The sequence below is a fragment of the Microbacterium rhizosphaerae genome (assembly GCF_034120055.1).
Taxonomy (GTDB): Bacteria; Actinomycetota; Actinomycetes; order Actinomycetales; family Microbacteriaceae; genus Microbacterium; species Microbacterium rhizosphaerae.
Window position 1 is genome coordinate 2,560,345 of the sequence record NZ_CP139368.1, and the last position, 20,336, is coordinate 2,580,680.

The following is a 20,336-nucleotide window of genomic DNA, read 5'->3' on the forward strand; positions in this document are numbered from 1 at the left end:
TGAGTGCAAGCGCTTGCACGCGTGTCGCCGCAGGCAATAGCCTCAGTGGCATGGACAGCACGCTGGCGTGTCTGGCCGCGTGGATGCCGCGACAGCGCTGGTACGCGGCCAAGGGCAGGACGCCCGTCCTCCGTCTCGTCGCCGACCTCGACTTCGAGGGTGACGAGAGCGGGGGCGACGCGTCGGCTCGTGGTGCGCGCGTGCGCACGCTGCTCGTCGCCGACGAGGGCTCTGATCCAGCCGTGCTCTACCAGATCCCGGTCGTCGAACACCCCTCGCCGGCTCCGCACGCGCTCGACGCCCACGCGATCGGAGCCGTCGCCGACGGCACCGTCCTCATCGACGGCATCCACGACCCGTCTTACGCGCGTGCGCTGCTCCGGCTGACGACGCGCGGCGGCGTCGTCCGGTCCGACGGCCTCACGGCAACGGGCACGACGACTCTCGAGGAGACCGAGGCGTCCGCCATCGCGCTCTCGGCACCCGCCGGCGTACTCGAGGGCGAGCAGTCCAACAGCTCGCTCGTCTACGCGGACGAGGGCACCCGGATCATCTGCAAGGTCTACCGGCAGCTGCAGCCGGGCCTGAATCCGGACATCGAGCTCGAGACGGCGCTCGCGGCCGCCGGATCCCGGAGGGTTCCCCGCCCGATCGGCTGGGTCCAGGCATCCTGGATCGACCGCGGAGTCGGGATCGACGCATCCCTCGCCTTCGCGCAGGAGTTCCTACCCGGCGTGGAGGATGCCTGGCGCGTCGCACTGCGCGCCGCCGCGGCGGGTGACGACTTCACCGCGCGCGCACGCGACCTCGGCGCAGCGACGGCCGAGGTCCACGTGACGCTCGCGCGCGAGCTGCCCGAGCAGGTCGCGGGCGCTGCCGAGCACGAGGCGATCTGCGATGCGTGGAGCCGGCGACTGGCGATCGCCATCGCCGAGGTCCCCGAGCTCGCACCGCGCCGCCAGGCGATCGAGAAGATCTACGCCGAGGGACGGGATGCAACGTTCCCCCCGCTCCAGCGCATCCACGGGGACTACCACCTCGGTCAGGTCGTGCTGGTGCCCGATCGCGGGTGGGTCCTCCTCGACTTCGAGGGCGAACCCATGCGGCCGATGGCCGAGCGCATGCTTCCGGATCTCGCCCTGCGCGACGTTGCGGGGATGCTGCGCTCGTTCGACTACGTCGCGGGGTCCGTGGCGCTAGAGCGCCCCGAGTCGGCCGACGACGCCGAGGCGTGGGCTGCGGCGGCTCGCGAGGCGTACCTCGTGGGATACGCCACGGCCTCGGGCCTCGATCGCGCCGCCTGCGCGCCCCTCCTGCATGCGCTCGAGCTCGACAAGGCCGTGTACGAGGCGATCTACGAGGCGCGCAACCGGCCGACGTGGATCGACATCCCGCTGCGCGCCGTCGACCGCCTCTCAGGGGTCGCGCGACCGTACATGGCATGATCGACGGGTGCATATCGGCGAGCGAGGGCGGAAGGACGCCCCGGTTCCCTCACCGGATGCCGGCGTCGCCTTCGTCATGCCGGTGCTCAACGAGGCCCGCTACCTCGAGCGGGCGGTCGAGACCGTGCTCCAGCAAGAGGTCCCGGGGCCGACGGAGCTCGTGCTCGCGCTCGGCCCCTCCAGTGACGGGACCACCGAGCTCGCGCAGCGCCTCGCCCGGCGCGACGAACGCATCACGCTCGTGGAGAACCCGGGCGCCGACATCCCGCTCGGCTTGAACCTCGCGATCCGCGCCTCTCGGGCGCCGACCGTCGTCCGCGTCGACGCGCACTCCGAGCTCTCCGCCGGCTACACGATGCGCGCGCTCGAGACACTGGCTGAGACGCGAGCGGCGAACGTCGGGGGCGTCATGCGCGCCGACGGGCGCACGCCCTTCCAGCGCGCCGTCGCGCGGGCGTACAACTCCCCCATCGGCCTCGGCGGCGGTGCGTACCACGGCGGCACGCAGGCCGGCGAGGCGGAGTCGGCGTACCTCGGCGTCATGCGCCGGGACGTGCTCGAGGAGGTCGGCCTGTTCGACGAGTCGATCCGTCGGGGCGAGGACTGGGAGCTCAACCTGCGGATCCGCGCCGCGGGGTATCGGGTGTGGTTCGACCCGTCGCTGTCGGTGACCTACTGGCCGCGGGAGAGCTGGACGAGGCTCGCCCGCCAGTTCCGCGCCACCGGTGCGTGGCGCGGCGAGCTGGTGCGCCGATTCGGCCGGCGCAACTCGCTGCGCTTCTTCGCGCCCCCGGCACTCGTCGTCGTCCTCGCGCTGGCCATCGTGGTCGGCATCCTGCAGATCGCGCACGTGCTCACGGGATGGTGGGCGGTCGCGGCATCCGTCGTCTACCTCCCCCTCGTGGCGTACGCCCTGCTCGTCCTCGCCGTCGCGATCGGACCGGGCGGCGGCAAGGGCTGGCGAGACAGGCTGTGGACCCTCGCCGTGATCCCGACGATGCACCTGTCGTGGGGCTTCGGGTTCCTCGTCGGCGTGCTGCGCGGCGCACACGACACCGTCGACACCTCTCGGCTGGGCAGCCGGAACACGCCGCTGCCGTAGCCCGCCGCGTGCGTCAGCGCGCGATCATGTGCTGATCGAGGATGCGGGCGACCACCCGCTGCGCGGCGTGGCCGTCGTCGCGCGGGTTGAACTTCTCGCGCCACTCGTCGTACCGGTCCGCATAGGCGGACGGGTCGGTGTCCGACAGGGCGGCGACGAGCTCGTCCTGCGAGCGGACGACGGGCCCGGGCGCATGCGCGACGAGGTCGAAGTAGAAGCCCCGCAGCTCGCCGCGATAATGCTCCATGTCCGGCACGAGGAAGAACATCGGCTTGCCCGTGACCGAGAAGTCGAACATGACCGACGAGTAATCGGTCACCAGCGCGTCGGCGACCAGCAGCAGCTGCGCGGTGTCGGGGAACGCCGTCACATCGATGACCCGCGCACCAGCGGCGTCACGCCCGGGCAGCAGCGTCCGGGAATGACCGCGCACCAGGACCACGGCGTCGGTCTGCGCGGCGAGCTGCGCGGGGTCGACGAAGTCGACCATCTCGGTGCGGTCGTCGCGCCAGGTGGGCGCGTACAGGATGACGCGCTCGTGGTCGCCGATTCCCAGGGCCGCGCGCGTGGCCGAGCCGTCGCCGGTCACCAGCACGTCGTTGCGCGGGTAGCCCTCGACCCAGATCGGCCGCGACAGGAAGGCGTAGGCCTTGCTCAGGATGCGGGCCGCGTACGGGTTCTGCGCGATCAGCACGTTCCAGCGGCGCGACTCGCGGATGACGGCGAGCGCACGGCGCGGGTCGAAGCCCGGCCGGTGCAGCGCGAGTCGCTTGAGCGGCGTGCCGTGCCAGGTCTGGAGCACGATCTGGCCCGAGCGACGGACGAAGCGCCGACGCAGCCAGTCGTTGACGACGAGCAGGCGCGAGGCGCCGCGTGCCCGCCACCACTCAGGGCTGCCCTCGACGACCGGCACGGCGCCCTCGGGCACCTCCACCGACAGGTCGACGACGCTCCAGTAGCGCGTCGCCCCCGGTGCCTGCTTCGCGATCTCGCGATCGATCGCCAGCGGGTTGCAGCTCGCGTTGCGACCGTAGAAGCTCTCGAAGAACACGGCGTTCTCCAGTCCGCCCGGCGGCCGCCCCGCGTAGCGCACCTCCAGTGCGCCCTGGCCCTCCCCGGAGTCGTACGCGGGGTCGATCGGCGGCCCGATCTGCACCGTGCTGCCGTCGAGCGACGCACGAAGGGTGCCCAGCAGCTCCACCGCGAGGGCGTTGGCCTGCGTCGCGGTGCCGTCCATGCGCAGCGTGTACGCGCCGGAGGGCAGGGGCAGCTCCGGTCCTCCCCAGCGCGATGCCCGCAGCGGCACCGTGGCGATCCATCCATCCCCTCGCGTCTCGACGATTCCGTCGACGTGCGCGCGGGCACCGACCAGTTCGACCGCCGGCGCCGTGCCACGGCCCTCGAGCACGAGTGCAGCACCGCCCTCGACGGTGAATCGGGCGTCGGTCATGAAGCTCCTTCAGCGAGGGGGACGACGGCAGTGCTGGAGACGGCGGGGACGCGTCGCGCCAGTCCTGCCAGGATCGCATGGTAGACCCGGACGGTGTTGCGGCCGTCGGCGAAGGCGTGCACCTGCGCATCGAGTTCGCGCGCGCGCACGAGACGCCGCTCGCGCTCCTCAGGATCGTCGAACAGGGCGCTCAGCTGCCGGATCGCCTCGGCCCATGTCGAGGCGACATCCGTGCCCGCGACGTCCGCGTAGCGGCCGTAGAAGCCGCGCTCGCGCCCGTACGCGCCGACGTCCGGGGCGAGGAACACCACCGGCACCGGCACGAGGGCCGTATCGAAGACGAGTGACGAGTAGTCCGTCACGAGAGCGTCGATGCCCGGCAGCAGCGGCGTGACATCGCGCACGAGTGCGCTGCCCAGGCCGCGGACGCGGTCCGTCTCGAACGGGACGTCGTAGTCGCCCGCGCCGAGAGGGTGGGAGCGCACCAGCAGCACGGCCTCACCGGCCTCCAGGGCCACCGTGAGCGCCCGCCATTCATCCTCGGTCGGCACGGCCGGGTCTGGGGCGCCATCACGCCAGGTGGGCGCGTACAGCACAAGCCGCGCCTCCCCGATGTCGCCGACGAGGTCGGCGATCGCGGCGCGCGCGCGGGCGCGGCGCTCGTCCGGCCGCCCCTGCGACAGCACGTCGACGCGGGGCTCCCCCGTGACCGGCACCTGGGCGTCGGAGATGCCGAACGCCGATTCGAGGCGGCCGCGTACGAGGTGCGAGGCGGCGGGCAGCACGTCGATGCTCTGCGCGGCGCCGCGGTACATCGCCGCCAGCAGCCGCCGGACGATGCGGGATGACGGCAGGATGCCGCTGCGCACGGTCGCGGGCGAGTCGAGGCCGATGCGCTTGAGCGGGATGCCGTGCCACAGCTGGACGACGAACGCCCCGGAGATCGCGTACCGGTTGGCATCGCCGAACCCGTGGGTGACCACCACCACACGGGCGCGTGCGGTGCGCCAGAAGCCGCGGATCGAGTGCTTCGGGACGGAGGGGATGCCGAGGGCCGCCGCATCCGTCGCCTCGTCGTCGGAGCCGGTGAGCCACACGGCCGCGTGTCCTCCCGCGGCCGCGACGCGCCAGAGAGCCAGCGCGCCGTCGCCGATTCCCGCGCCGCAGCCGAACACCCACTCGTCGTCCGAGCGCGGGACGAGGAGGGTCACGAGGCGTCCGGCCGCGTACAGCGGGATGCGGACGATCTTTCCCGCGTTGCCCGCGCTGAACGAGAAGGACGCCACCCCGCGAGCCTATCGCGGGGTGGCGTCCGTGCCGTGAGAGTGGACTCAGCTGGTCTTGAGCTCGCCGAGGGTCACCGTCGCGGTCTGCGTCTTGCCGTCGCGAACGTACGAGACCGTCGCGTCGCTGCCTGCGGCGAGCGCGCGCACCTGCGCGGTGAGGTCGACCGAGTTCGTGATCGGGACGTTGTTGAACTCGGTGATGACGTCGCCCTTCTGCAGGCCGCCCTTCTCCGCCGCGCCGCCCGAGGTGACGGCGTCGATCAGCGCACCCGTGGTGGTGGCGCCGGACGCGCTCGCCGCGTCGCCGACCGTCGCGCCGAGCAGGCCGTGGGTGGCCTTGCCGCTCTTGATGATCTCGTCGGAGACGCGCTTGGCGATGTCGGAGGGGATCGAGAAGCCGACGCCGATCGAACCGGACTGGCCGCCCGAGGACGAGCCCGCCGAGGCGATCGCGACGTTGATGCCGATGAGCTTGCCGTCGGCGTCGACGAGAGCACCGCCCGAGTTGCCGGGGTTGATCGCGGCATCGGTCTGGATCACCGCGATCTTGATGGTCTCCTGCGCCTGGGTCTGCGGGTTCTGGCCCTGGCCGAAGTCGAAGTAGAACGGGGCGTTGCCGTTCTGCCCGTTCCCGTTGCCATTGCCGTTCCCGTTCCCGTTGCTGCCGTCCTGCGAGTTCGGAGCTGCCGACGACGCGATCTCGATCGAGCGGTTCAGCGCGCTGACGATGCCGGTCGTGACGGAGTTCGACAGGGCCAGCGGCGCGCCGATGGCCACCGTCTGGTCGCCGACGTTGATCTTGCTCGAGTCGCCGAACGTGATCGGGGTCATGCCCGATGCGCCCTTCAGCTTGATGACGGCGAGGTCGTACGTCGGGTCCGTTCCGACGACCGTGGCGCTGTAGATGTGCCCGTCGCTCGTCGTGACCGAGAGCGTGGGGCTGCCCGTGGCGCCGTCGAGGGTCACGACGTGCGTGTTGGTCAGGACGTAGCCGTCCGCGGTGAGGACGACGCCCGAGCCGGTGCCCGCAGCGCTGCCCGCCGAGGCGTCGATCGTGACGACGCTCGGGAGCACCTTGGTGGCGACGGCGGTGGTGTTCGTGACCGACTTCGGGTTGTTCACCGTCACGGCGGCGGGAGCCTGGGCCGACGTCGTGCTCGACGTGCCCCAGAGGGCGGTGCCGGCGGCTGCGCCGCCGAGACCCGCAGCACCGCCGACGATCGCGGCTGCGAGGAAGATCCCGACGATGGCGCCAGCGCCCATGCGGCCCTTCTTCTCCTCCGTGGCCCCGGGGGCGGTCTGCGCACCGGGCGCCGGCTGCGCGGGCACGCCGAACGCCTGGCCCGGGTAGGGCTGGCCGGCGTAGACGGGCGGCGCGTCCTTCGGGTGGACCGGCTGCGCGGCGGCTGCGGCCGGCTGCGCGGGCACGGGCGGCACCGGCGGGACGTACCCGGCGGGTGCCGGCGGCACCGGCAGGGTCTGCTGCGTGTCCGCGGCCGGCGGCACCGGGGTGGGCTGGACGGGGTTCGCAGGCTGTGCGGCAGCGGACGGCGCGGGCGAAGCCTCAGCGGCGGAAGGCGTGGCCGGCTGCGCGGGCGCGGCATCCGCTGCCCCGACCGCCGGGGTCGGCTCGGTCGCGTGGACCGCCTCGGGCGCGGCGGCGCCGGGGGCGGGCGCGGCGTCGGCCGCGGGGGTCTCGTCGGGGGTGATGCCCGGGGTGTCGCTCATGTGGTTGCTCCTTCTGGACAAGCATCTTCAGCTTGGGGTGACCATCTGTGCGTTTCCTATGTCGAGGTTGGGACGCCGCTATGCGAGTAGCGTGTGATCCGTGCGAGAGATTCCCGGCGCGTGGCGGCGTGCCGCCCACGGGGCCGGCCTCCTGGCGGATGACGGATCTCCCATCCCTACCATCTTCGCCGAGATGAGCGCACTTGCGGTCGCCACGGGTGCGATCAATCTCGGACAGGGCTTCCCGGACGAGGACGGTCCGGCCGAGGTGATCGCCGCGGCGCGTGCGGCGATCGCGAACGGCGTGAACCAGTACCCGCCGGGACGCGGCATCCCCGACCTGCGCCTGGCCATCGCGGAGCATCAGCAGCGCTTCTACGGACTCGTCCTCGATCCGGAGCGCGACGTCCTCGTCACGGCAGGCGCGACCGAAGCGCTCGCGGCGGCCCTCCTCGGCCTCGTCGAGGGACCGGACGACGAGGTCGTCGTCTTCGAGCCGTACTACGACGCCTACGCCGCGACGGTGGCGCTCGCCGGCGCTCGGCTCGTCCCCGTGCCGCTGCGCGGCCCGCACTTCCAGCCCGACCTCGGCGAGCTGCGCAGCGCCGTGAGCGACCGCACCCGCATGATCCTCGTCAACGATCCTCACAATCCGACGGGAGCCGTGTTCCCCCGGGAGGTGCTCGAGGAGGTCGTGCGGCTCGCGGACCGCCACGATGCGATCATCGTCACCGACGAGGTCTACGAGCACCTCGTCTTCGACTCCGTGCACACCCCGATCGCGACCCTGCCCGGCGCATGGGAGCGCACGCTCACGATCTCCTCGGGCGGCAAGACGTTCTCCGAGACGGGATGGAAGATCGGCTGGGTCACAGGTCCCGCCGACCTCGTCGACGCCGTGCTGGCGGTCAAGCAGTTCCTGACCTACGTCAACGGCGCGCCGTTCCAGCCCGCGATCGCCACGGGGCTGCGCCTGCCCGACGAGTTCTTCCGCCGCGCGGCGAGCGCCCTGCGCGCCAAGCGCGACGTGCTCGGCGACGGGCTGCGCGCAGCGGGGTTCGACGTCTACGAACCCGCGGCGACGTACTTCACCGTCGCGGATGCGGCCCCGCTCGGGGCGACGGATGCGGCGGCCTTCTGCCGCGAGCTGCCGGCGCGCGTCGGCGTCGTCGCGATTCCGCTCACCGCATTCGTCACGGCCGAGCACCGCGCCGACTACGCGACGCTCGTCCGCTTCGCGGCGTGCAAGCGCATCGGGGTGCTCGACGAGGCGGCCTCCCGGCTCGCCGCCCTGCGCTGATGCTCTGCGGGCCGGCTCAGTCGCCGGGAACGACGCGGTAGCGCCGCAGCCGCAGGGCGGGGTTCACGCGCCGCACGTTCGCGATGGCCTCGGGGTCGAGGTGCGCCACGGCGACGTCGGTCGCCGTGCCGACGGACGCGATCGTCGTCCCCTGCGGATCGACGATCATCGAGAGCCCCACGCCGAGGGGCGGCGGGTGATCGGCGCCGGCGAGGTAGGCGGTGCTCTCGATCGCGCGAGCCGTGACGAGCGTGCGCCAGTGGTGCTCCTTGAGCGGGCCGCGCACCCACTGTGCCGGCACGAGGATGACGTCCGCGCCCGCGTCGACGAGCACGCGCGTGGCCTCCGGGAAGCGCAGGTCGTAGCAGGTCTGCAATCCGAACGTGAGGCCCGCGCGCTCGAACGTCTGCGGAGCATCCAGCGCACCGGGCTCGACCCAGTCGGACTCCCGCTGCCCGAACGCGTCGTAGAGGTGCTGCTTGCGGTACACCGCGAGCACGCCGGTCGCGTCGACGGCCACGGCGGTGTTCCGGATGCGTCCGTCCTCGGCCGCCTCGACCATGCCGGCGACCAGGACGATGTCCAGCGCCTCCGCGATCGCGGTGATCGAGCGGACGAACTCGCCGTCCAGAGCCTGGGCGTGCCGGGCGAGCGACTCGTCGAACGGGTCGACGAAGTAGCTCGAGTTCTCGGGAAACAGGACGAGCTGCGCTCCTCGTGCGGCGGCCCGGCCGGCCAGCTCGGCGATCTCCGCGATGTTGGCGGCCGTGTCGACGGTCGGCGCGAACTGGGCGACGGCCACAGCGAAGGTCGAGGTGCTCACGGCTCCATCCTCCCCGGCGGTCGGTGCCCCGGCAACCCGCGCGGCCCGCGCTATGCCGCCTCGACGAGGGCGCGCACGAGGGGATGCCACGGCCGTGTGCTCGGTCCGGACATCACGAGCCGCCGCGGCCGCGGCCGCGCGAGAGGCTTCATCACGAGGTCGTCGGGGAGCATGTCGCGCCCGAGCGACGGCACGATGGCGACGCCCATCCCCTGCTGGACCATGCGGAAGACCGTGCTCATCTCGCGCACGCGATGCGAGATCTCGTAGGGCAGGCCTTCGTCGTCGTGCATGCGCTGCACATGTCGCTCGCATCCGCCCGTCGAGACGATCAGCCCGTCGACCTGGAGCTCTGCGAGCGGGATGCCATCGAGCTCGGTGAGCGGGTGATCCCGGCGGACCACGGCCGCGAACTCGTCGGTCGCCACGAGCTTGCCTCCTGCCGGGAACGGCAAGGGCTCGACGAGGATCGCCGCATCGACGACGCCGGCTTCGAGCCACTCCGGCATCTCGTCGTCATCGCCCTCGAAGATCTGGACGTCGACGTGCGGCAGCGTCGCCGCCCACGCCGGCAGCAGATCGGGCAGGAGCCCTTGGCAGACGGTCGCCACCGCGCCGAGCCGGACCGTGCCCACCACGCTGCTCCCGCGCCGCGCCGCGCTCTCGAGGGCCGAGACGGAGGCGAGCGCCGCCCGCGCATACTCGACGACGCTGTGGCCGAGGCCGGTGAGGGAGGCACCCGCATCCCGCTGCACCAGCCGTCCGCCGACCTCTCGCTCGAGGCCCGAGAGCGCGTGCGAGACCGCGGACTGGCTCACGCCGAGCCGGGATGCCGCGGCGGTGAAGGATGCGCAGTCCACCACCGTCACCAGTGCTCGCAGCTGCGGAAGCGTCACGCCCATCGATGCTCCTCATGTCAGGATGAAGCGGATTCATTTGCCTCATGATCCGTCGGGTTCGAGACTAAGCCTCATGACGTCCATCGGCAATGTGCGCAGCACCCTCTGGGCCTTTCTCGCCCTGTCCCTCGTGTGGGGGTCGAGCTTCCTGTTCATCAAGGTGGGCTTGCAGGGCCTCGCCCCCACCCAGCTCGTGCTCGCCCGCATCCTGCTCGGCGCCGTCACGCTCGCCGTCATCATGATCGTCACACGTCGCCGGTGGCCGCGCGAGGGCAGGGTGTGGGGTCACATGGTCGTCGTGGGAACGTTCTTCTGCGCCGTACCCTTCACCCTCTTCGCCTGGGCGGAGCAGTACGTGCCGAGCAGCCTCGCGAGCATCTACAACGCCACGACGCCGATCATGACCCTGCTGCTCACGCCCCTGATGCTGCGCTCGGAGCGACTCGGCCGCGCCCGCGTCCTGGGGCTGGTCGTCGGCATCGCCGGAGTCGTCGTGCTCACCGCTCCGTGGCGTCTGATCGGCTCCGGCGACCTCGCCGCCACCCTTCCCGCCCAGCTCGCCTGCCTCGGGGCGACGCTGAGCTACGGCTTCGCCGGCCTGTATCTGCGTCGCTTCGTCAGCGGACTGCCCTATGACGCCGTGACGCTGTCCTCGGTGCAGCTCGCGATGGCGAGCGGAGTCGTGATCCTGCTCGCGCCGTTCGACGCACAGGGACCCGTCTCGCTCGACCTCCCCGTCGTCGCCAGCATGCTCGCGCTCGGCATCCTCGGGACCGGGGTCGCCTACGTCCTGTACACCCGTGTGCTGCGCGATTGGGGCGCCGTCCGCGCCTCCACCGTCACGTATCTCGCGCCCGTCGTCGGCGTCGTCCTCGGCGTCTTGGTGCTCGGCGAGAGCGTGCACTGGTACGAGCCGGTCGGCGGAATCATCGTCGTCGCCGGCATCGTCATCAGTCAGGGTGCAGTGGGCAGGCGCTGGCGCGCTTCTGCGCGACGGGATGACGCCGTCCCCGCGCCGAGCGTCGGTATCAAGTAGCGCCAGGGACGACTGTCACAGAGACAAAGAAGAAGAGGCGCCCTTGCGGGGCGCCTCTTCTTCTTTTCGTTGCGGGGACAGGATTTGAACCTGCGACCTCTGGGTTATGAGCCCAGCGAGCTACCGAGCTGCTCCACCCCGCGTCACGTAGAAAAGCCTAACACGGGATGAACGGATGGCCGAATCGGCCTACGGCCCACCGAGCGCGATGAGGTGCTGCACGGCATCCGTCAGCGCCTTGTCCGCCGTTCCGTACGCCGTCCAGTCGCCCGCCTTCATCGCCGCGTCGCGGTCGAGCATCGCCTGCTGCGCGGCCTTGAGCCACGCCTGGTACTCGGCGTTGTTCGACGTGCCGCCGCCCGATCCGCCGGTGCCCGGCGTGCTGGACGCGCTGGACGAGGGCAGGGGATTCGGCGTGGGCGTCGTGTTCGAGTCGCCGGCGGCGGCGCCCGAGTTGCCGCCGAACAGCGCGTTCAGCGCCTGGTCGAGGGTGTCCTCGAACGCGACGTTGTTTCCGAACGCCACGAGCACCTTTTGCAGCTTGGGCAGCTTCGTCTCCCCCGACGACTGCACGAACACGGGCTGCACGTAGATGAGGCCGCCGCCCAGCGGGAGGGTCAGGAGGTTCCCGTTCAGAACAGCGGACTGCCCCTGTTTGAGGAGGTTCAGGAACTGCGACACGCTCGGCTGCGAGTCGAACATGTTCTGCACCTGGCCGGGTCCGGGAACCGTGCTGGCCGCGTCGATCTCGAGCATCCTGAGCTTGCCGTAGTCGGAGCGCTTCTCCCCCGCCTTGTCGCCGGCGTTCGAGTCGACCGCGAGGTAGCCCAGCAGCACGTTCCGGGCCGTCTCACCGCCGTTCGATTTCGGGATGAAGGTGGAGAACATCGAGAACTCGGGTGACGGCTGGGTCGGCATCTGCATCGTCAGGTAGTACGGGGGCTGCAGCCGGTCCGGCTTCTGCGGATCGTTCGGTGTCGTCCACAGGTTGTCCTGCTGGTAGAAGGACTGCGCGCTGGTGACGTGGTACGTGCCGAGGATGGCGCGCTGCACCTTGAAGAGGTCCGTCGGATAGCGCACGTGGCTCATCAGCTCGCCGGACATGTCGGTCATCGGCTTGATGGTCGAGGGATACACCTTCTGCCATGCCTTGAGCAGCGGGTCCTGGGAGTCCCAGCTGTACAGCGTCACCTTGCCGCTGTAGGCGTCCACGGTGGCCTTCACCGAGTTGCGGATGTAGTTGATGTTGTCGAGCGTGTAGCGCGGCGCCGGGTTGTTCGAGTCCGCGATCGCCTGGGACAGGCTCACGGTGGCCGAGTACGGGTAATTGGCGCTCGTGGTGTAGCCGTCGACCACCCAGACGATGTGGCCGTCGACCACGGTCGGGTACGGGTCGGAGTCGAGCGTGAGATACGGCGCCGCCTTCGAGACGCGCGTCAGCGGATCGCGGTCGTACAGGATCTGCGACTTGTCGGTGATGTTGTCCGAGAAGAGGATCTGCTCGGACTGGAACTTCAGCGCGTAGATCAGCCGGTTGAAGAAGCTGCCCACGTTCGGGCCGCCGTTGCCCTGGAACGTCGACTTGGACTCGGTGATCCCGTTGCTGGACGGGTAGTCCAGCTCGACGGGCGGACTACCCTTCGGCGCACCGACGATCGAGTACTCGGGCGAGTCCTCGCCGAAGTAGACGCGAGGCTCGAAGTTCTCCTCATTCGTCAGGAAGCCCGAGGCCGGGATGCCGCGCTCGAGGAAGACCGGGTCGCCGTCGCCGGTGCGGTCGGTGCCCTTGGCGACGACCATGCCGTAGCCGTGCGTGTAGACGAGGGTCGTGTTCTGCCACGAGGCGCCCGCGCCGAGCTGCTCCATGTTGAGCTCGCGCAGCGAGACGACGGTGTCCTGGGACACCCCGCCGATGTCGTAGCGGTCGACGTCCAGCGGATCCTTGAACTGGTAGTACGAGCGGTACTGCTCGAGCTGCTTGACCGTCGGGCTGATGATCGCGGGGTCCATGATGCGGATCTGCGCCGTGGTCGCGGCATCCGCCCGCAGCTGGCCCGCCTGCGCATCCGTCGCCGCCTTGTACGCGATGTCCTGCATGCCGGCGACGCCGTAGGCGAGCTTCGTCTGCACGAGGTTGCGCTGATAGTACGGCTTCTCGAGCGCCAGCTGGTTCGGCTTGACCTGGACCGTCGTGACGAACCACGGGTACGCGACGCCCAGGACGATCGCCGACACGATCAGGAGCGCGGTCGCCACCAGCGGGTAGCGCCAGCGGCCGATGAAGGCCGTGACGAAGAAGAGGATGGCGACGATCAGCGCGATGACGGCGAGGATGGTCTGCCCCGGGATCGTCGCGTTGACCTCGGTGTAGCCGGGGCCCGTGATGCGGTCTCCGGGCTCGACCATCGTCTTGTAGCGGTCGAGCCAGAGGCTGACCGCCTGCAGCAGGATGTACAGCCCCGCGATGACGGCGAGCTGGATGCGGGCGGCCTTCGAGATGCGCAGCTCCCGCTGCCCGATCCGCACGGAGCCGTACAGGTAGGTGACGACGGCGCTGACGAGCAGGCAGACGAGCAGCGTCGCCGAGGCGAATCCGACGAGGCCGGTGTAGAACGGCAGCGCGAACAGGTAGAAGCCCGTGTCGAGATGGAACTGCGGGTCGGTCGTCAGTGTCTTCACTCCGTTGAGCCAGAGGGCGGTGGTCTCCCACTGCGCGGAGGCGGCGAAGCCGGCGAAGAAGCCGAAGAAGATCGGGATGCCCCACATGGCGAGCCGACGCAGCGGCTCGACGACCTCCTGGTAGCGGTCCAGCTGCGAGCTCAGTCGTGCGTAGACGGGCCGGAGGCGGTACGCGAGCTGGATGACGAGCCACACCGGCACCGCCATCCCCAGGAAGCCGATGAGGAACATCACGGCCCGCCCGCCCCACTGGGTGGCGAGCACACGCAGGAAGCCCAGCTGGCTGTACCACAGCCAGTCGGCGTACAGGCTCGCGAACAGGAAGAAGCCCACGATGAGCACCGCGATCACGACCAGGGTGATGGCCACGACGCGTCGGGTGCGGGAGGGGGCGGCCGGCTTCGGCGCGGAGGTCGACGTCACCGTCTCATCCTACGAGGGCCCGCCCGACGGCAGCCTGCGCCCGGTTGTTTGAGGGCCTGCTCACAGCGCGCCGTGACCCGGCCGTGTCCTACTTCGCGGTGCAGGTGGGCAGCTTGTCGAGAGAAGTCCCCGCGCGGACCGCATCCAGAACGGTCAGCGAGTCGTCGAGCGTCTTCACCGAGAACACGCGCAGACCGCTCGGGATGTGGCCGACCACCTCGTCGCAGTTCGTGTCCGGTGCGAGGAAGTAGGTGGCGCCGGCATCCACCGCGCCCCACATCTTCTGCCGGATGCCGCCGATCGCCCCGACGTTCCCTTCCGCGTCGATCGTGCCCGTGCCGGCGATGTGCCTGCCTGCGTTGAGCTGGCCGGGAGTGAGCTTGTCGATGATGCCGAGCGCGAACATCATTCCGGCACTCGGTCCGCCCACGTTGTTGAGCTGGATCGTGACCTGGATCGGGAAGACGAAATCGTTCGTCAGCGTCACGCCGATGAGCCAGACGTCCCGGCCGTCGACCGTGGTCTTCTTCGGGGTCACGCTGACCTTCGACGGCGTGCCGTCGCGGACGATGCCGAGCTCGATGGGCGAGCCGGCGGCGTGGTTCACGATCGTGCGGAGCTGATCCGCGGTCGTGATCGCCTGGCCGTTGGCCGTGTCGATGACGTCGCCCTTCTGGAGGATGCCCTGGGCCGCCGAGTCCTTGGTCAGGGAATACACCTCGATGTGCTGCTTCACGTCGTAGCCGAGATGGGTCAGGGCGGCTGCCGTGGCCTCCTTCTGCGAGTCCACCATCATGGCGGCGCTCTCCTGGTTGCGCTCGTCCGTCGACTGCCCCTGCGGGTAGACGGCGTCGATCGGCAGCACCTGCATCGACGGGTCGAACCAGGCGGTGGCGAGCTCGATCCACGACGGGGTGCGCTCACGGTTGCCGCGCACCTGCACGGTGAGCAGGTCGAGCGCCGGCTTCGTCGCGTAGGTCTCGGCGCCGCTCACCGTGATGAGCGGGACCTCCTTGCCGTTCTCGTCGGGCGCCGTGCCGAGCGTGTCGTAGACGGGGCCCGGCTGCTGGATGACGTACGCGGTCGGCAGGAAGCTGATCGCCACCAGCGCGACGAGGGCGACGGCGAGCGCCCAGAGACCCGCGATCGTGGCGCGCGAGCGGGGACGTTCCGGGGCAGGCACCACCGTCACGTCATCGTCGAACAGCACCACGTGCGCCCCTCTCTCGTCTCGGTCGTTCGCGACCGGCGTAAGCGAGGGTGGGCCCCGACCGGGAGTTGCGATGATCCGTGCGACTAGCGTAGATCCACATCCGATCTCTCTGCTGGAAGGCGGCTGAAGTGGCAGACGACGACGAGGACCGGGAGCCCGACCTCGAGGAGATCCTGCGGAGCCTCCTCGGCGCCGGCGGCGAACTCGACCCCGAGCAGCTCGCGCAGTTCGGCATCGACCCGGCGGCCATGCAGGCGGCGATGCGACAGCTGCAGGGGATGCAGAGCGCCGACGGCGGCATCGCGTGGGACCTCGCGAAGCGCCAGGCGCTGCACATCGCGAATCAGAGCGACCTCGGTGTGACCTCCGCCCAGCGCACGGATCTCGACCAGGCCTTCGCGCTCGCGACGCTGTGGCTGAGCGAGTCGACGAGCGTCTCGGACCTCGCCGTCACGCCCCACGCGATCACGCGCGGCGCGTGGGTGGAGAAGACGCTTCCGGTGTGGCAGGAGCTCGCTGAGCCGGTGGCCACGAGCATCGCCGATGCGCTGACCACCGCACTCAGCGAGCAGACGCCCGAGGACATGCAGGGTCTCATCGCGGGCGCCGGCAAGCTGCTGCGCTCCGTCGGCGGCTCGATGTTCGCCTCGCAGCTCGGGAACGTGGTCGGGAACCTCTCGCTGGAGGTCGTCAGCGGCGGGGATGTCGGCATCCCCCTCATGCCTGCCGGCGAGGCGGCCATCCTCCCGCAGAACTTCGCCGACTTCGGTCGCGACCTCGAGATCCCGGTCGATCAGCTGGCTCTCTATGTCGCGACGCGCGAGCTGGCTCACGCACGCCTGTTCCGGCACGCCCGCTGGCTGAGACTGCAGGTCATCGCGGCGGTCACCGAGTTCGCGCGCGGTGTGCGCGTCGATACGGATGCGCTGGAGGACCTGGCCTCCCGCTTCGATCCGTCGAGTCCCGACGAGCTGCGCAACGCGCTCGAGAGCGGTGCCCTGCTGCCGCAGCGCTCGCCCGAGCAGGAGTCGGCGCTGCGGAGCCTCGAGAACACGCTCGCCACCATCGAGGGCTGGGTCGACGTCGTGACCGAGGCGGCGACGAGCCGTCTTCCTTCCGCCGCCCGCATCGCCGAGGCCACGCGTCGCCGGCGGGCCGTGGGCGGACCGGCGGAGCAGGCGCTCAACTCGCTCGTCGGTCTCGAGCTGCGGCCGCGTCGCATGCGCGAGGCCGCCGCGATGTGGCGGGCCGTGACGGATGCCGTGGGCATCTCCGCGCGCGACGCGCTCTGGGACTACCCCGACCTCATGCCCACCGCCGATGACATCGACGACCCGTCCGCCCTTGTCGCGCGGCTCGAGGCCCTCGCCCGCGGTGAGGCGCCCGTGCCCGACGAGATGGACGACGCGCTGGCGGCGCTGCTGAACCGAGAGTCGGGCGACGGAGGGGCCGAGCAGGACGGCGGCACCGAGGACCTGGACGGCCCGCGCCCGGTCTGAGGAGGACTCCTCCACAGCGGGCGCGAACGCCGTCCGTTGTGCACAGACCTGCCGACGGCGGCGAGAGATCGAGGACGTGACCTGACAATCGAGTCATGCTGCGACTCGACCCCGCCTACCCGCCCGTGTGGTCCACGCCGACCCGGCTCCAGCTCGGTGCGGAGGCTGTCGCCGTCCTCGACGATCCACAGCCGTGGGAGCAGCGGCTTCTCCGCGACCTGCAGCACGGGTTCCCCGAATCCGCACTCGGGGCCGTCGCGGCGCAGTACGACGTCGGCGAGGCCCAGGCGCGCACGCTCGTCCGGCGACTCGAGGCGGCGCTCGCGCGGTCCTCACCGGTGCGGCGGACCGTACGACTCGAGGTGGCCGAATCGGTCGATTCGACGGATGCCGCGGCCATCGCCGATGCGCTGGCCGCCCACGGTCTCCTCGACTCCGGGCCCGGCGCGGCGGCGCCTGCGGAACGCATCCCGGTCGTGCTGCTCGTGCATCACGTCGTCGACCCGCGGCACGCCGCGGCGCTCCTGCGCGAGGACGTCCCGCACCTCCCGATCGTCCTGGCGGGCACCCGCGCCGCGGTGGGCCCGTTCGTCCGGCCCGGCGTGACGGCGTGCCTGGCCTGCGTGGAAGCGCATCGCGCAGATGCCGACCCGACGTGGCCGGCGATCGCGGCGCAGCTGCTCGGACGCCCGGGTGTCCCGGTGGGCCGCGCGTTCGCATCGGAGGTCGGCCTCGCCGCGGGGCGCCTGCTCAGCGAACCCTGGACGGCGCGCCCGGTCGCGCACTCCCTGTCGCTGTCGACCGGGTCGCTGCGGCGCGTGTGGCGCGCGCATCGGCCGCACGCAGACTGCCGCTGCCGATCTCTCGAAGAAACCGAGAGGCCTGTCGCTCGGCTCGGCCCCGGCCCCGCGACCACGACAGGGACAGGGTTCGTGCGGCGCGCGTGATCCCGACGTACGCCAGGCGCCGCTCCTCGTCGACCTGCTCGAACGTCGTCGCGTACGCGATGGGCAGAAGCCCTTCGCTCATGCCGACGAGGTGCACGTGGTCCCACTCGAGGCCCTTGGCCGCGTGCAGCGTCGCGAGTGTGACCGTGCGCATGCCCGGCTCGTCCTGCGCCTTCGCCCTCGCCACGAGCTCATCGGCGAAGGTGCGCAGCGTGGCACCCGGAGCCGCTTCGTCGGCCAGCCGCAGGATCGCCGCGCGAGCCTCCCACGCATCCCGCACGGCTCCGCCCGCGGGCGGCGGCTCGTCGGTCAGTCCGAGCGAACGCAGGACATCCCGCACCGCCTCGCGGAAGGTCGTCTCGAGGGGGGCGACGGCGGCGGCGCGGAGCGCCATGACCGCCTGGCGCACCTCCGGCATGTCGAAGAAGCGCGTGCCGCCGAGGACGCTCGTCGCCACCTGCTCGTCGGCGAGCGCGCGCAGCAGCTCCGGCGACTGGGAGCGCGCGCGGTACAGGACGGCGATGGCCCGGGGGTCGACACCTGCGGCGATCTGCGCGGCGATCGCTCGCGCCACCCCGCGGGCCTCGTCCTCGTCGTCGGAGAAGACGGCCACGGACGGCGTGGGCGCATCGCCCGCCGGTCGATCCGAGACGAGGTTCAGCGCGCCGGGTCGGCCCCGCATGAGCGAGTTGGCGACCGCCAGCACGGGCGCGTCGGAGCGGTGGTTGCGCTCCAGCCGCACGACTTTGGCGCCCTCGTGACGGCGTTCGAACTCGAGGAGGTAGCGCGCGTCGGCGCCGGCGAACGAGTAGATGGTCTGACTCGCGTCGCCCACCACGCAGATGTCGCGGCGGTCGCCGAGCCACAGTTCGAGAAGGCGGTACTGCAGGGGGGACACATCCTGGAACTCATCCACCGTGAAGTGCCGGTACTGCTCCCGCACCGCCTGTGCGACACGCGGCTCGGCCTCGAGCATCCCCGCGCACGCGAGCAGGACGTCCTCGAAGTCGAGCTGCCGTCGCTCGTCCTTGAGCGCCTCGTACGCGCGCTGCAGGTGGACGACGGCCAGTCCGTCGAGCTCGCCGACGCCGCCCGGGCGCGCCTGCGCGTACTGGTCGATGCTGCGCATCGTCACCTTGCGCCATTCGATCTCCGCCGCCACGTCGCGGAGGGTCGCGCGGTCGAGGTCCATCCGCAAGCCGTCCGCCGCGTGCGCGAGGAGGCGAACCTTGTTGTCCACGATGCCGGGCGCCGCGTCGCCGGCGACCGAAGGCCAGAAGAAGTTGAGCTGGGCGAGGGCCGCGGAGTGGAAGGTGCGGGCGGCGACGCCCTGCACGCCGAGCGCGCGCAGGCGCCCACGCATCTCGCCCGCGGCCTTGGCCGTGAAGGTCACCGCCATGACTCGCCCCGGCGAGTACGCCCCGGTGTCGACACCGTGCGCGATCCGGCGCGTGATCACCCGGGTCTTGCCCGTGCCGGCGCCGGCGAGCACGCACACCGGACCGCGGAGGGTCGTCACCGCCTCCAGCTGCTGCTCGTCGAGCCCCTCGAGTGCACTGCCGTCGCTCACGCGCCCTCCGCGTGCCATTCGGAGATGAGCGCGTGCGCGATGGAGGAGGGTCCGGGCAGTCCGATCTCTCCCTCTCCGCGCAGTCCCGCGCCGATCTCGTCCCGCGTGAACCACCGCAGGCTGATGATCTCGTCTCCGTCCGGAAGGACTTCGCCGTCGTCGAGCGCCGTGGCGCGGAAACCGAGCATGAGCGAGCGCGGATACGGCCACGACTGCGAGGCGCGGTAGCGGATGTCGCGCACCCGCACATGCGCCTCCTCGAAGAGCTCCCGCTCGACCGCGGATTCGAGGGACTCCCCCGCCTCGACGAAGCCGGCGAAGCACGAGTACCGCTGTCCGCCCCACGCCGCGTTCGCTCCGAGCAGCAGCCGGTCGGGATCGGTCGCGCTGTCGATCGCGACGATCACCGCCGGGTCGGTGCGCGGGAAGTGCTCGCGTCCGCACTCGGGGCACGCCCGCATCCATCCCGACATGCGCAGCTCGCAGCGTGCGCCGCAGAACGGGCAGAACTGGCTGTCGCGCAGCCAGCGGCCGAGGCTCACCGCGGTCACCAGGAGCTCGGCATCGGCCGCCGGCAGCGAGGCGCCGACGACGCGGAGCGGTCCCCAGTCGCCCTCGAAGGGTCGGCTCGCGCCGTCGGGCATGACGGCGCCCAGCACCGGTCCGTGTTCGTCCCGGCCGAGCAGCGCCCAGTGCGCACCATCGGGCACATCGGCAGGCGCGACGAACCGCAGCGAGGACGGTGCACGCAGCGGCGCACGGTCGTCGTGGACGACGAGGACGCGCGTGGTCGCATCCGCCCGGGCTCGCTCGACGAACACGGCGTCGGCCCGTTCTTCGGCCGCGCGGGGGATCCCGCGCCGGGCCAGCGACGGCAGCAGCGGCGACTCGTGGGCGGACATTCGATCCCTCTCTCCAGGGCGTGGCGAGGTCCCG

Annotated in this window: 14 protein-coding genes and 1 tRNA gene; 5 read left to right on the forward strand and 10 right to left on the reverse strand. The window is 71.2% G+C overall.

What is annotated here, in order from left to right:
* The first annotated feature begins 50 nt into the window (after positions 1-50).
* Both SM116_RS11580 and SM116_RS11585 read left to right on the forward strand, forming a co-directional pair.
* Positions 51-1,445: a maltokinase N-terminal cap-like domain-containing protein gene (locus tag SM116_RS11580; protein ID WP_320941137.1), complete on the forward strand. Its 1,395-nt coding sequence runs from the start codon at positions 51-53 to the stop codon at positions 1,443-1,445.
* Positions 1,446-1,521: 76 nt separating this feature from the next.
* On the forward strand, positions 1,522-2,547 hold the full coding sequence (locus SM116_RS11585; protein WP_320944161.1) for a glycosyltransferase family 2 protein: 1,026 nt from the start codon (positions 1,522-1,524) through the stop codon (positions 2,545-2,547).
* 13 nt (positions 2,548-2,560) lie between these two features.
* On the opposite strand, the gene SM116_RS11590 is transcribed toward SM116_RS11585, so the two are convergent.
* The 3 genes from SM116_RS11590 to SM116_RS11600 are packed head-to-tail and all read right to left on the reverse strand — an operon-like array spanning position 2,561 to position 7,011.
* Complete coding sequence (locus SM116_RS11590) at positions 2,561-3,997, reverse strand: CDP-glycerol glycerophosphotransferase family protein (RefSeq protein WP_320941138.1); 1,437 nt, start codon at positions 3,995-3,997, stop codon at positions 2,561-2,563.
* Positions 3,994-5,283 (reverse strand): CDP-glycerol glycerophosphotransferase family protein, encoded by a 1,290-nt coding sequence (locus SM116_RS11595; protein WP_320941139.1) that lies wholly within the window; start codon positions 5,281-5,283, stop codon positions 3,994-3,996. The genes SM116_RS11590 and SM116_RS11595 overlap by 4 nt, the downstream gene beginning before the upstream one ends.
* Before the next feature lie 45 nt (positions 5,284-5,328).
* On the reverse strand, positions 5,329-7,011 hold the full coding sequence (locus tag SM116_RS11600) for a S1C family serine protease (protein WP_320941140.1): 1,683 nt from the start codon (positions 7,009-7,011) through the stop codon (positions 5,329-5,331).
* Between the two features lie 100 nt (positions 7,012-7,111).
* Between SM116_RS11600 and SM116_RS11605 the strand changes: the two genes are divergently transcribed.
* Positions 7,112-8,311, forward strand: coding sequence for an aminotransferase class I/II-fold pyridoxal phosphate-dependent enzyme (locus tag SM116_RS11605; RefSeq protein ID WP_320941141.1), 1,200 nt, complete (start codon positions 7,112-7,114; stop codon positions 8,309-8,311).
* Positions 8,312-8,327: 16 nt separating this feature from the next.
* Here the strand turns inward: SM116_RS11605 and SM116_RS11610 are convergent, their stop codons facing one another.
* A complete protein-coding gene (locus SM116_RS11610; RefSeq protein WP_320941142.1) occupies positions 8,328-9,134 on the reverse strand; it encodes a carbon-nitrogen hydrolase family protein in 807 nt (268 codons plus the stop codon).
* Between the two features lie 50 nt (positions 9,135-9,184).
* Positions 9,185-10,036: a LysR family transcriptional regulator gene (locus SM116_RS11615; protein ID WP_320941143.1), complete on the reverse strand. Its 852-nt coding sequence runs from the start codon at positions 10,034-10,036 to the stop codon at positions 9,185-9,187.
* A gap of 70 nt (positions 10,037-10,106) precedes the next feature.
* On the opposite strand from SM116_RS11615, the gene SM116_RS11620 reads away from it, so the two are divergent.
* Complete coding sequence (locus SM116_RS11620) at positions 10,107-11,069, forward strand: DMT family transporter (RefSeq protein WP_320941144.1); 963 nt, start codon at positions 10,107-10,109, stop codon at positions 11,067-11,069.
* Positions 11,070-11,138: 69 nt separating this feature from the next.
* Here the strand turns inward: SM116_RS11620 and SM116_RS11625 are convergent.
* The 3 genes from SM116_RS11625 to SM116_RS11635 all read right to left on the reverse strand — a co-directional run bounded on the left by SM116_RS11625 (position 11,139) and on the right by SM116_RS11635 (position 15,384).
* Positions 11,139-11,212 (reverse strand) — tRNA-Met (locus tag SM116_RS11625).
* 46 nt (positions 11,213-11,258) lie between these two features.
* The gene (locus tag SM116_RS11630) at positions 11,259-14,171 is read right to left on the reverse strand and encodes a UPF0182 family membrane protein (protein ID WP_320941145.1); all 2,913 of its coding nucleotides are present in this window, start codon (positions 14,169-14,171) and stop codon (positions 11,259-11,261) included.
* 88 nt (positions 14,172-14,259) lie between these two features.
* On the reverse strand, positions 14,260-15,384 hold the full coding sequence (locus SM116_RS11635; protein ID WP_320941146.1) for a YlbL family protein: 1,125 nt from the start codon (positions 15,382-15,384) through the stop codon (positions 14,260-14,262).
* 128 nt (positions 15,385-15,512) lie between these two features.
* On the opposite strand from SM116_RS11635, the gene SM116_RS11640 reads away from it, so the two are divergent.
* Positions 15,513-16,883 (forward strand): zinc-dependent metalloprotease, encoded by a 1,371-nt coding sequence (locus SM116_RS11640; protein ID WP_320941147.1) that lies wholly within the window; start codon positions 15,513-15,515, stop codon positions 16,881-16,883.
* Between the two features lie 750 nt (positions 16,884-17,633).
* On the opposite strand, the gene SM116_RS11645 is transcribed toward SM116_RS11640, so the two are convergent.
* Together SM116_RS11645 and nudC are read right to left on the reverse strand one after the other, a co-directional pair.
* Entirely contained in the window at positions 17,634-19,418 is a 1,785-nt protein-coding gene (locus SM116_RS11645) for an ATP-dependent helicase (protein ID WP_425563262.1), read from the reverse strand.
* Positions 19,397-20,302 (reverse strand): NAD(+) diphosphatase, encoded by a 906-nt coding sequence (gene nudC / locus SM116_RS11650; RefSeq protein WP_320941149.1) that lies wholly within the window; start codon positions 20,300-20,302, stop codon positions 19,397-19,399. Before nudC ends, SM116_RS11645 begins: the two co-directional genes overlap by 22 nt.
* Positions 20,303-20,336 lie beyond the last annotated feature (34 nt).